We start from the raw sequence: 10,894 nt of genomic DNA on the forward strand, positions 1-10,894 counted from the left end.
GGCGCCGCGCAGCGCGCGGCGGTCGGATGTCTGGCCCCGGCCCGCGACGGGATCGGACGGGGGGGCGGGCGGCGTAGGCTCGGCGCTCAAGCTCGACGCTCCTCCTGAACGGGCGGGTGACGGGCGGCGCGACCGCCGGCCCGCGATGGCGGCGCCGGCAGTCTAGTCGTCATTGTGGCGAAAGCCGTTCGCCGCGTCAGGCCTCGACGCGGCGGAACACCAGCGAGGCGTTCGTGCCGCCGAACCCGAAGGAGTTCGACAGCGCCACGTCGATCTTCAGCGGCTTGGCCTTGAGCGGCACGAGGTCGATCTCGGTCTCCACCGACGGGTTCTCGAGATTGAGCGTCGGCGGGGCCACCTGATCGCGGATGGCGAGCAGGGAGAAGATCGCCTCGACCGCGCCGGCCGCGCCGAGCAGATGCCCGATGGCCGACTTGGTGGAGGACATGGTGGCGCGCGACGCCGCGTCCCCCAGAAGCCGGGTCACGGCCCCGAGCTCGATCTCGTCGCCGAGCGGCGTGGAGGTGCCGTGGGCGTTGACGTAGTCGATCGCGCCCGGCTCCACGCCCGCGCGCTTCAGCGCGGCCTTCATGCAGCGATAGGCGCCGTCGCCGTCCATGGACGGCGCGGTGATGTGGAAGGCGTCGCCCGAGAGGCCGTAGCCGATCACTTCGCCGTAGATCTTCGCGCCGCGCGCCTTGGCGTGCTCGTACTCCTCGAGCACCACCACGCCCGCGCCCTCGCCCATCACGAAGCCGTCGCGGTCCTTGTCGTAGGGCCGCGAGCCGCGGGTGGGCTCGTCGTTGAAGCCGGTGGAGAGCGCCTTGCAGGCCGCGAAGCCCGCGACCGCCAGACGGCAGACGGGGGACTCGGTGCCGCCGGCCACCATCAGGTCGGCGTCGCCGAGCGCGATGAGCCGGGCCGCGTCGCCGATGGCGTGCGCGCCGGTGGAGCAGGCCGTGACGACGGCGTTGTTCGGCCCCTTTAGGCCGTGGCGGATCGACACCTGGCCGCCGGCCAGGTTGATCAGCCGGCCGGGGATGAAGAACGGCGACAGGCGGCGGGGCCCCTTGTCGCGCAGCGTCAGCGACGCCTCTTCGATGCCCTGCAGGCCGCCGATGCCGGAGCCGATGAGCACGCCCGCGGCGTAGCGGTCCTCCTCCGTCTTCGGCGTCCAGCCGCTGTCGGCCAGCGCCTGATCGGCGGCCGCCATGGCGAAGACGATGAAGTCGTCGACCTTCCGCTGCTCCTTGGGCTCCATCCAGTCGTCGGCGTTGAAGGTTCCGTCGGAACCGTCGCCGCGCGGGATGACGCCGGCGATGCGCGCCGGAAGATCGTCGACCTGGAAGGTCTCGATCTTCCGCAGCCCGCTTTCGCCGGCGGTGAGCCGCCGCCAAACCGTCTCGACGCCGCTACCCAGCGGCGTCACCAGCCCGAGGCCCGTGACGACGACGCGCCTCATCGCGCGGCTCGCCGGAACCGAGTTCCGTCCTGCATCATGCCCGCCGTGTCGATGCGGCGCAGATCAAGCCTGCGCGGCGTTCTTCTCAAGGAACTTGGTGGCGTCGCCGACCGTGAGGATGGTCTCGGCGGCGTCGTCCGGAATCTCGACGCCGAACTCTTCCTCGAACGCCATGACCAGCTCGACCGTGTCGAGGCTGTCCGCGCCGAGGTCGTCGATGAAGCTCGCGTTCTCGGTGACCTTCTCGGCGTCCACGCCGAGATGCTCGACCACGATCTTCTTCACGCGTTCGGCAATGTCGCTCATCTAGCTATTCCTTCGGTGGTTCTGCTTCGGAAGATCGCCTCGGTGGAGAAGTCCCGGCCCCCGCGTTCGGTTGGGCAGGCCGCGATTCTTCCGAGAGGGCTTTTTGAAGGCGGAAGACGGTTCCGGCAACGACTTTCTAACGGTTCGTCGGCCAGGCCGCGCGGCGGAGGTCCGTTCCGCCGCCGTTTCCGGGCCGGGCGTCTGGTACCATGTCCCTCCGCCCGGCGCCAGTCGCGCCAAGACGTTCTCGCCTCGAACCGGCGTCGCCGGCCCGGTGGGCGGTCCCGCCTCACACCATCGCGATGCCGCCGTTCACCTGCAGCGTGTGCCCGGTGACGTAAGCCGCCTCGTCGCTGGCGAGATAGACCGCGGCCGCCGCCACCTCCGCGCCCTGGCCGAAGCGGCCGAGCGGGATGTGGGCGAGCGACGCCTCCTTCTGCTTCTCGTTCAGCGCGTCGGTCATGGGGCTCTCGATGAAGCCCGGCGCGATGCAGTTCACGGTGATGCCCCGGCTCGCCACTTCGGCCGCGAGCGACTTGGACATGCCGATCAGCCCGGCCTTGGAGGCGGCGTAGTTGCCCTGCCCCGGATTGCCGGTGACGCCCACCACCGAGGTGATGCCGATGAGGCGGCCGCGGCGGCGCTTCATCATGCCCTTCAGCGCCGCCCGGTAGAGCCGGAAGCCCGCCGTGAGGTTCACCTGGATCACGTCCGCCCACTCCTCGTCCTTCATGCGCAGGAAGAGGTTGTCGCGGGTGATGCCGGCGTTGTGGACCAGGATGTCCAGCGAGCCCAGCGCCGCTTCCGCCTGACCCGGCAGGGCGTCGACGCTCGCGGCGTCCTTCAGGTTGGCGGTGAGCACGTGGACGCGCTCGCCGAGCTCGTCGGCGAGCGTCTGCAGCGCCTCGGCGCGGGTGCCGGAGATGGCGACGGCGGCGCCCCGCGCGTGCAGGGCGCGGGCGATGGCCCCGCCGATGCCGCCCGTGGCGCCGGTGACGAGGGCGGTGCGCCCTGTGAGATCGAACATGAGCGTTCCCCGATCGATGCGGTTCAGGCGTTTCCGACGAAGGTTCCGGCCGCGGCCACGCGGGCCACGTCCTCGGGCGTTCCGACCGACTCGCCGGTCGCGCCCTCCGCGTTGCGCTTCACGAGATCGGCCAGCACCTTGCCGGCGCCGATCTCGACGAAATGGGTGACGCCCGCGCCCGCCATGAAGCCCATGGACTCGCGCCAGCGCACGGCGCCGTCGAGCTGGCCCGCCCGCCGGGCGCTGATCGCCTCCGGCACGGTCAGCGGGCCGGCGGTGACGTTGGCCACCAGCGGCGCCCGCGGGGCCGCGATCGCCACGCCGGCCAGCGCCTCGCGCATGGCCTCGGCGGCGGGCTGCATCAGCGCGCAATGGAACGGCGCGGACACCGGCAGCAGCACCGCGCGCTTGGCGCCCTTCGGCTTCGCCAGCGCGATGGCGCGCTCCACCGCGGCCTTGGAGCCGGAGATCACCACCTGGCCCGGAGCGTTGTCGTTGGCGGCGGCGCAGACGTCGCGCTCGGCCGCCTCGGCCGCGATCTCGCGGGCGACGTCGAGGTCGAGCCCGAGCAGCGCCGCCATGGCGCCCTCGCCCACCGGAACCGCCTTCTGCATGGCGTCGCCGCGCACGCGCAGCAGCCGCGCCGCGTCGCTGACGGACAGCGAGCCGGCGGCGGCGAGCGCCGAATACTCGCCGAGCGAATGGCCTGCGACGAAGGCGGCGTGGCGGGCCACGTCGAGGCCGGTCTCGGCCTCCAGCACCCGGAGCGCCGCAAGGCTCACCGCCATCAGCGCCGGCTGGGCGTTGGCGGTCAGGGTCAGCCTGTCCTCCGGCCCCTCGAAGATCACCGTGGACAGGCTCTCGCCCAGCGCCGCGTCCACTTCCTCGAACACGGCGCGGGCGGCGGCGAAGCTGTCGGCGAGCGCGCGGCCCATGCCGACCTGCTGGCTTCCCTGCCCCGGAAAGATCAAGGCGATGCTCACGTGCGCGGACTCCCGCTGTTCTTGTTTCGCCGGGCTGCAAACAGGCCTTTGGCCCATGTGTCAAGCAAGGGACCGCCGAAGCCCGTCCGCCCGCGGCCATTGACGGAGGCCGCCGAACCCCGGAACCCTGCCCGCCCAGACCCCCGGAGACGCGCCCATGACCGACGAAGCCGAAAGCCGCCACGACCGGGGACGGCGCACGCTGTCGCGCATCCACGACCGGGTGGGCGAGGGCGTGGTGGCGCGGCTCGCGGAGATCGCGCCGGACTTCGCCCGCCATCTGGTGGAGTTCCCGTTCGGCGACGTCTACTCCCGCCCCGGCCTCGATCTGCGCTCCCGCCAGATCGCCACCATCGCGTCACTGGTCACGCTCGGCCATGCGGAGCGGGAGCTGACATGGCACATCCGCGGCGGCCTGAACGTCGGCCTCTCCCGCGACGAGATCGTGGAGGTCATCATGCAGATGGCGATCTACGCCGGCTTCCCCGCCGCGGTGAACGCCCTGCTGGTGGCGAAGGAGACCTTCGACGAGATCGACGCCGCCGCGGCCGAAGAGGCGCGCCAGCAGGACGCGTGAGGGTCGGAGCCTGACCTCATTGAACGTCCCGGACGTTCAGGATCGCGTCATGCCCGAGCCTGTCTCGGGCATCCACGACTTGCACGTTCAGGCCGTTCAGCCGGCTGAAATCGTGGATACCCGCGCGAAGGCGCGGGCATGACGGTGGAGAGCGGGGCGCTTCGGCGATGTCCGGACGGGGCCTCAACCGCCCGTCACCCAAACCGAGGTTTGAGGGCGGTTGACGCACGCGGCGTAGTGGTCTCCAAACGAGCCCAGCCCCCGGCTCAGATGCAGCAGACGGACCCGGCCGGCGTCCTCGATTACAGCGACCCCGAACTCGCCTTCCTCCACCTCGTTGATCCGGAACAGCCTGCGCTTCGCCGCCCATGTCGCGACATCCGCCGGCGTCAGCTCCACGCCCCGGTCCCGCAGATCCTCGGTCAGGTTCCGATAGCCGCCGTAGAGACAAATCTGTCGCCACGCGCCGCCGTTGACGTCCGACAGATCCACCTGAGCCCCGGTTCGGAGCGAGGCCCGATCCCCAAGCGGGGCACGCGCCGCGTCGAGCCGGGCGAGCAACGCCGCGCCGTCCGGCGTGTCGTCGTCATAGCTCGTGCGCGACAGCACGATGAGAGCGAAGAAAAGAATGACCCCGAGCGCGAGGAGGGCCATCGCGCCGTGGATCAGCCAGGTCGCGACCCGCGCCAACCGCGCCCACCCCGCGCCGGCGGTCGTCGTGGGTCCGGCGGCGGTCTTGCGCGTCACGGGGGATTCCTCTATAGGGCGCGCTTCGCGTCGTTCGGCTGGGGGCTGAACGGAGGGTTCGGCTTCGCCCGATCAGGACCGTAACGGGTCCGACCTCCCGTGTCTCCGCCTTCGAGAATCTGTTCGGGCCTTCGCGGGCTCGAAGGGCTTCGCGCCGGACGGCAGGATCCACCGCAAGAAGGTTCAAGCCCTCATGCCGCTTTACGAACACGTCTTCCTGGCGCGCCAGGACGTGACGGCGCAGCAGGTCGAGGCGCTCACCGAACAGTACAAGGCCGTCCTTCAGGGGCTCGGCGGAGAGGTCACCAAGACCGAGTACTGGGGCGTGAAGCCGCTCGCCTACCGCATCAAGAAGAACCGCAAGGCCCACTACACGCTCCTCAACATCGACGCGCCGGCCTCCGCCGTCGCCGAGCTGGAGCGTCAGCAGGGCATCAGCGAAGACATCCTGCGCGTGCTTACCCTGAAGGTGGAGGAGCTCGAAGAGGGCCCGTCCGCGATGCTTCAGCGCCGTGACCGCGACGACCGCGACGATCGCCCCCGCGGCGGCCGTGACGGCGAGCGCGGCGGCTTCCGCCGCGAAGGCGGGGACCGTGGTCCGCGCCGTGACGACCGCGGCCCGCGCCGCGACGAACAGGGAGCCGAGTGATGGCCGCCGCAGCGTCCGGCGGCCAGCGCCGCCCCTTCTTCCGTCGTCGCAAGACCTGCCCGTTCTCCGGCGCCAACGCCCCGAAGATCGACCACAAGGACGTGCGGCTGCTGCAGCGCTACATCTCCGAGCGCGGCAAGATCGTGCCCTCGCGCATCACGGCGGTCTCCGCCAAGAAGCAGCGCGAGCTGGCTCGCGCCATCAAGCGCTCGCGCTTCCTCGGCCTGCTGCCCTACGTCATCAAGTGAGGTCCGGGCGGCCCCGCGCCGCCCCGACGTCCTTTTGAGATGACAACCGTTTCCGGCTTCGGCGTCCGCGCCGAAGCCGCTCTCCAGTGATCCGAAGCGCCGTTTCGTGACGGTGCCGTTGGGCCGGGCCGAAGCATGAGCCCCGCCCTAACCGCTCTGGCGCCTGCGCCGGCGGGACAGCAGGACGACCGATGACGAACGCGCCCCTCCTGCTCGTAGGCTTCTGCGCCGGACTTGCGTCCGCGCTGCTCTACGCCTCGGCCGCGTCGGGCTCCGTCCTCGCCATTTTCCTGTTCTACATCGCGCCCCTGCCGATCCTGATCGCGGGCATCGGCTGGCGCCATCACGCCGGGCTGATCGGCGCCGCGCGGGCGGCGGTGGCGGTCGGCGTCGCGGGCGGACCGACCGGCGGCCTCGCCCACGCCGTCGCCGTGGGCCTGCCCGCCTGGTGGCTCGCCTATCTGGCGCTGCTGGCGCGCCCCGGCGCGACTGAAAGCCAGACCGAATGGTACCCGGTCGGCCGGCTGGTGCTGTGGGCCGCCGTGATCGGCGCGCTGCTGGTGGCGGCCGCGATCCCGCTGGTCGGAACCTCGCTCGAGGAGTTCCGGGGCGCGCTGAAGGCCATGTTCACGCGGGTGTTCGACACCGACGGCGCGGCCACGCCCGGCCTGCCCACGGGGGACGACCGCGCCCGCCTGTTCGACCTGATGGCCGCGCTGCTGCCGATCATGTTCGCGCTGCTGTGGACGGTGTCGACGCTGTTCAATCTCTGGCTCGCCGGCCGCGTCACCCGCGCATCGCGCCGGCTGATCCGGCCGTGGCCGGAGCTCTCGGCCATGACCTTCCCGCGCACCGCCTCCTACGGCTTCTTCGCGGCCATGCTCGGCTCGTTCCTGCCCGGTCTCGCCGGGCTGGTGGCGGAGCTGTTCGCGACCACGCTGATGGTCGCCTTCGCCCTGCTCGGCCTCGCGGTGATCCACGTCACCACCCGCGCCATGCCGACGCGCGGGCTCATCCTGTTCGGCGTCTACGCCCTGCTGCTGATCCAGCCCTGGATCGGCGTGTTCCTCGCGGCGCTCGGCCTCGCGGAGATCAGCATCGGCGTGCGCAAGCGCTTCGGCGGTCCGCCGCCCGCGCCGCGCTCCTGACGCCTCGCCTCACATCCCGATCCAACGCTTACAGAAACGGAGAACTCCCATGCAGGTCATCCTTCTCGAACGCATCGCCAAGCTCGGCCAGATGGGCGACGAAGTGCGCGTGCGCGACGGTTACGCCCGCAACTTCCTGCTGCCGAATCACAAGGCGCTGCGCGCCAACGAGGCCAACCGCAAGAAGTTCGAGAGCCAGCGCTCCCAGCTCGAAGCCCGCAACCTCGAGCTCAAGAACGAGGCCGAGGCCGTCGGCGGCAAGCTGGACGGCGTGTCGGTCATCCTCGTCCGTCAGGCGGGCGAGACCGGCCAGCTCTACGGTTCGGTGTCGGCCCGCGACGTCGCCGAGGCGCTGACCTCCGAGGGCTTCACGGTCGCCCGCAACCAGGTGGTGCTGCACGTTCCGATCAAGACCATCGGCCTGCACAAGGTGCCGGTGCGCCTGCACCCTGAAGTCGAGGTGTTCGTCGAGATCAACGTCGCCCGCTCCGAGGCCGAGGCCGTGCGCCAGGCCGAGGGCGAGGACCTGACGCTCCGCGAGGAAGGCCCGGCCTTCGAGACCTTCTCCGAGGACGACGACGACGACCGCCGCGACCGTCGCGACCGCGACGAGGCCCCCTCCGACGAGGGCGAGGACGAGGGCCGCTGAGCGGCGCCCGACCCTGACCTTTCGAGAAACGCCCGGCTCCCACGCCGGGCGTTTTTTCGTTTCACCGACTGTTGATGCGCCGGATGCGCCGACCCTCAAGCGCATCCCGCTCCGGACGCCTAAGGTCCGCGCGCCGCCTTGAGCCCTCCCACGCTGGAGTTTCCCGACCGATGCCCCTGATCGCCCGCCGCGACCTGATGCTGCTCGCCGCCGCCTCCACGCTCGCGGGCATGGGCCCCGCCTTCGCCCAGACGGCCGCCGAGAAGGCGCTGGCGGAGTCCGGGCCGTTGCCGGAGAACTCGTTTGGTTCGCCTTCCGCGCCGGTCACGGTGATCGAATACGCCTCGCTCACCTGCCACCGCTGCCGCGACTTCCACCTCAAGACCTGGCCCGCCGTGAAGCAGAAATACGTGGACACGGGCAAGATCCAGTTCGTGTTCCGGGAGTTCCCGCTGAACGCGCTCGACGCTGGCGGCTTCATGCTGGCGCGCTGCGCGGGCGAGAAGGGCTGGTACGGCGTGGTCGACATGCTCTACCGCTCGGACGACGCCTGGGCGCACGCGCCCGATCCGCTGGAGGGCCTGCGGGGGCTGATGCGGCAGTTCGGCATGGGCGCCGAGCAGGTGAACGCCTGCCTCGCCGACCAGAGCCTGCTCGACGGCGTGAACACCGTGGGCCGGCGGGGCGTCGCCGCCGGCGTCACCGGCACGCCCACCTTCTTCGTCAACGGCCGAAAAGCGGCGGGCATGATGACGCTGGATGAGTTCTCGGCGCTGGTCGATCCGCACCTCGCCGCGCGCTGAAGGGATCCGAGTCGGACGTGAGTCAACCGCCTCGTCCGACTCAATTTTTCCGGTCTGTGTGAATCGGGGGAGACGGCGGTTTCCGGGACGCGCGGTCCCGCTTCGTTCTTCGCGGACGGCGGACCGTGTTAAGCTTGGTTAAACCCGCCACAGCCGAAGACCTGTTCGCCATGGCCCTCGCCGATTCCCTCGCCCGCCGCCTCATCGACCCCGAGCCGCAGTACCGGCAGGCCCCCTCCAACGTGGAGGTGGAGCAGGCGCTGCTGGGCGCGCTGCTGGTGAACAACGACGCCTTCTGGCGCGTCTCGGACTTCCTCGAGGCGGCGCATTTCCACGAGGGGCTGCACCAGCGCATCTACGACATCGTGGCGAGCCTGGTGCGGGCCGGCAAGGCGGCGACGCCGGTCACCATCAAGACCTTCCTGCCGGTGGAGATCGACCTCGGCGGCATGACGGTGCCGCAGTATCTCGCCCGCCTCGCGGCCGAGGCCACCACCGTCATCAACGCCGAGGACTACGGCCGCACCATCTACGACCTCGCGATCCGCCGCTCGCTGATCGGCATCGGCGAGGAGCTGGTGAACGAGGCCTACGACGCCGGCGTGGACGCCTCGCCCCGCGGCCAGATCGAGGACGCGGAGCGCAAGCTGTTCGCCCTCGCCGAGACCGGCCGCTACGACGGCGGCTTCCAGCCGTTCTCGCAGGCGCTCGCCACCGCCGTGGACATGGCCGCCAAGGCCTACAAGCGCGACGGCGGCCTGTCCGGCATCGCCACCGGCCTCGACGACCTCGACAAGCTCATGGGCGGCCTGCAGGCCTCGGACCTGATCATCCTCGCGGGGCGCCCGGGCATGGGCAAGACCTCGCTCGTCACCAACATCGCCTACAACGTCGCCCGCGCCTACAAGGGCGAGACCCTGCCCGACGGGCGGGTGGAGACGGTGAACGGCGGCGTGGTCGGCTTCTTCTCGCTGGAAATGTCGGCCGAACAGCTCGCCACCCGCATCATCGCTGAGCAGGCCTCGATCTCGTCGTCCAAGATCCGCCGCGGCGACATTCTGGAGAGCGACTTCTTCAAGCTCACCGAGGCGGTCGCCGAGATGCAGCGCGTGCCGCTGTTCATCGACGAGACCGGCGGCATCTCCATCGCCCAGCTCGCCGCCCGCGCCCGCCGCCTGAAGCGCTCCAAGGGCCTCGACGTGATGGTGGTGGACTATCTGCAGCTGCTCTCCGCCTCCGCGAAGAAGGGCGAGAACCGGGTGCAGGAGCTGACCGAGATCACCACCGGCCTCAAGGCGCTGGCCAAGGAGCTGGCGGTGCCGATCATCGCGCTGTCCCAGCTCTCCCGCCAGGTGGAGAGCCGCGAGGACAAGCGCCCGCAGCTGTCCGACCTGCGCGAATCCGGCTCCATCGAGCAGGACGCCGACGTGGTGCTGTTCGTGTTCCGCGAGGAATACTACGTGAAGAACAAGAAGCCGCGCGAAGGCACGCCGGAGTTCGACCAGTGGTTCACGGAGATGGAGAACGTGGCGGGCAAGGCCGAGGTGATCATCGGCAAGCAGCGCCACGGTCCGACCGGCACGGTGATGCTGCAGTTCGAGGCCGAGTTCACCCGCTTCGGCAACCTCGCCAACGCCGACCATCTGCCGGAGCAGATGTGAGCCGCCGCATGGCGGGGCGGCCGTGAGCGCTTCGTTTCCCGGCGCGCGCCTGACCGTCGATCTCGGCGCGATCGCGCGCAACTGGCGGACGCTGGCGGCGCTCGACCCCGCCTCCGAATGCGCGGCGGTGGTGAAGGCCGACGCCTACGGGCTGAGCGCGGCCCAGGTGATCCCGGCGCTGCGGGCGGCCGGGGCGCGCACGTTCTTCGTCGCCCATCTGAGCGAAGCCGAAGTCGCCCGCGCCGCGGCGCCGGACGCCGTCCTCTACGTGCTGAACGGCCTGCCGCCGGGCGCGGCCGACGCCTTCGCCGCGCTCGACGCCCGCCCCGTGCTGGGCTCGACCGAAGAGGTCCTCGAATGGGCCGCGTTCCGGGCGTCGAGCGGCGCGCCGACCGAAGCCGCGCTCCACCTCGACACCGGCATGACCCGGCTCGGCCTGTCGCCGGACGAGGCCCGCGCCGCCCTGCCCCGGCTGCCGTTCCGGCCGGCGCTTCTGATGAGCCATCTCGCCTGCGCCGACGAGCCCGAGCGCCCGGAGACCGAGCGCCAGCGCGCCCTGTTCGCGGAGCTGGCGTCGCTCGCGCCGGACGTTCCCGCAAGCCTCGCCAACTCCGCCGGAACGCTGCTCGGCGCG

At 70.9% G+C, this 10,894-nt stretch carries 13 protein-coding genes; 8 read left to right on the forward strand and 5 right to left on the reverse strand.

The window, feature by feature from the left end:
* Positions 1 to 196: 196 nt before the first annotated feature.
* The 4 genes from fabF to fabD form a co-directional block, all read right to left on the reverse strand.
* Complete coding sequence (fabF, locus tag ACFQ4O_RS11130) at positions 197 to 1,462, reverse strand: beta-ketoacyl-ACP synthase II (RefSeq protein ID WP_378775766.1); 1,266 nt, start codon at positions 1,460 to 1,462, stop codon at positions 197 to 199.
* A gap of 63 nt (positions 1,463 to 1,525) precedes the next feature.
* A complete protein-coding gene (locus tag ACFQ4O_RS11135; protein ID WP_271204747.1) occupies positions 1,526 to 1,768 on the reverse strand; it encodes an acyl carrier protein in 243 nt (80 codons plus the stop codon).
* A gap of 289 nt (positions 1,769 to 2,057) precedes the next feature.
* Positions 2,058 to 2,795 (reverse strand): 3-oxoacyl-[acyl-carrier-protein] reductase, encoded by a 738-nt coding sequence (gene fabG, locus ACFQ4O_RS11140; RefSeq protein WP_378775767.1) that lies wholly within the window; start codon positions 2,793 to 2,795, stop codon positions 2,058 to 2,060.
* Between the two features lie 23 nt (positions 2,796 to 2,818).
* Complete coding sequence (fabD, locus tag ACFQ4O_RS11145; RefSeq protein ID WP_378775768.1) at positions 2,819 to 3,778, reverse strand: ACP S-malonyltransferase; 960 nt, start codon at positions 3,776 to 3,778, stop codon at positions 2,819 to 2,821.
* Positions 3,779 to 3,935: 157 nt separating this feature from the next.
* On the opposite strand from fabD, the gene ACFQ4O_RS11150 reads away from it, so the two are divergent.
* Positions 3,936 to 4,355, forward strand: coding sequence for a carboxymuconolactone decarboxylase family protein (locus tag ACFQ4O_RS11150; protein ID WP_378775769.1), 420 nt, complete (start codon positions 3,936 to 3,938; stop codon positions 4,353 to 4,355).
* Positions 4,356 to 4,538: 183 nt separating this feature from the next.
* Here the strand turns inward: ACFQ4O_RS11150 and ACFQ4O_RS11155 are convergent, their stop codons facing one another.
* Positions 4,539 to 5,102, reverse strand: coding sequence for a hypothetical protein (locus ACFQ4O_RS11155; RefSeq protein ID WP_378775770.1), 564 nt, complete (start codon positions 5,100 to 5,102; stop codon positions 4,539 to 4,541).
* 193 nt (positions 5,103 to 5,295) lie between these two features.
* On the opposite strand from ACFQ4O_RS11155, the gene rpsF reads away from it, so the two are divergent.
* From rpsF to ACFQ4O_RS11190, 7 genes are all read left to right on the forward strand, one after another.
* On the forward strand, positions 5,296 to 5,751 hold the full coding sequence (gene rpsF, locus ACFQ4O_RS11160) for a 30S ribosomal protein S6 (RefSeq protein WP_271204640.1): 456 nt from the start codon (positions 5,296 to 5,298) through the stop codon (positions 5,749 to 5,751).
* Entirely contained in the window at positions 5,751 to 5,999 is a 249-nt protein-coding gene (rpsR, locus tag ACFQ4O_RS11165; RefSeq protein ID WP_271204639.1) for a 30S ribosomal protein S18, read from the forward strand. Before rpsF ends, rpsR begins: the two co-directional genes overlap by 1 nt.
* A gap of 191 nt (positions 6,000 to 6,190) precedes the next feature.
* Complete coding sequence (locus tag ACFQ4O_RS11170; RefSeq protein WP_378775771.1) at positions 6,191 to 7,147, forward strand: DUF2232 domain-containing protein; 957 nt, start codon at positions 6,191 to 6,193, stop codon at positions 7,145 to 7,147.
* Between the two features lie 49 nt (positions 7,148 to 7,196).
* Positions 7,197 to 7,796, forward strand: coding sequence for a 50S ribosomal protein L9 (gene rplI, locus ACFQ4O_RS11175; protein WP_378775772.1), 600 nt, complete (start codon positions 7,197 to 7,199; stop codon positions 7,794 to 7,796).
* A 170-nt stretch (positions 7,797 to 7,966) separates the two neighbouring features.
* Complete coding sequence (locus ACFQ4O_RS11180; RefSeq protein ID WP_378775773.1) at positions 7,967 to 8,599, forward strand: DsbA family protein; 633 nt, start codon at positions 7,967 to 7,969, stop codon at positions 8,597 to 8,599.
* A 170-nt stretch (positions 8,600 to 8,769) separates the two neighbouring features.
* On the forward strand, positions 8,770 to 10,260 hold the full coding sequence (locus ACFQ4O_RS11185; RefSeq protein WP_378775774.1) for a replicative DNA helicase: 1,491 nt from the start codon (positions 8,770 to 8,772) through the stop codon (positions 10,258 to 10,260).
* 22 nt (positions 10,261 to 10,282) lie between these two features.
* On the forward strand, positions 10,283 to 10,894 hold a 612-nt coding region (locus ACFQ4O_RS11190; protein ID WP_378775775.1), incomplete at its 3' end, for an alanine racemase.

Source organism: Methylopila musalis (assembly GCF_042679725.1).
GTDB lineage: Bacteria > Pseudomonadota > Alphaproteobacteria > Rhizobiales > Methylopilaceae > Methylopila > Methylopila musalis.

Bases quoted from the DNA above. Each gene is read 5' to 3' on its own strand.
- fabF (WP_378775766.1), bottom strand. From the start codon at position 1,462: ATGAGGCGCGTCGTCGTCACGGGCCTCGGGCTGGTGACGCCGCTGGGT.
- ACFQ4O_RS11135 (WP_271204747.1), bottom strand. From the start codon at position 1,768: ATGAGCGACATTGCCGAACGCGTGAAGAAGATCGTGGTCGAGCATCTC.
- fabG (WP_378775767.1), bottom strand. From the start codon at position 2,795: ATGTTCGATCTCACAGGGCGCACCGCCCTCGTCACCGGCGCCACGGGC.
- ACFQ4O_RS11150 (WP_378775769.1), top strand. From the start codon at position 3,936: ATGACCGACGAAGCCGAAAGCCGCCACGACCGGGGACGGCGCACGCTG.
- rpsF (WP_271204640.1), top strand. From the start codon at position 5,296: ATGCCGCTTTACGAACACGTCTTCCTGGCGCGCCAGGACGTGACGGCG.
- rpsR (WP_271204639.1), top strand. From the start codon at position 5,751: ATGGCCGCCGCAGCGTCCGGCGGCCAGCGCCGCCCCTTCTTCCGTCGT.
- ACFQ4O_RS11170 (WP_378775771.1), top strand. From the start codon at position 6,191: ATGACGAACGCGCCCCTCCTGCTCGTAGGCTTCTGCGCCGGACTTGCG.
- rplI (WP_378775772.1), top strand. From the start codon at position 7,197: ATGCAGGTCATCCTTCTCGAACGCATCGCCAAGCTCGGCCAGATGGGC.
- ACFQ4O_RS11180 (WP_378775773.1), top strand. From the start codon at position 7,967: ATGCCCCTGATCGCCCGCCGCGACCTGATGCTGCTCGCCGCCGCCTCC.
- ACFQ4O_RS11185 (WP_378775774.1), top strand. From the start codon at position 8,770: ATGGCCCTCGCCGATTCCCTCGCCCGCCGCCTCATCGACCCCGAGCCG.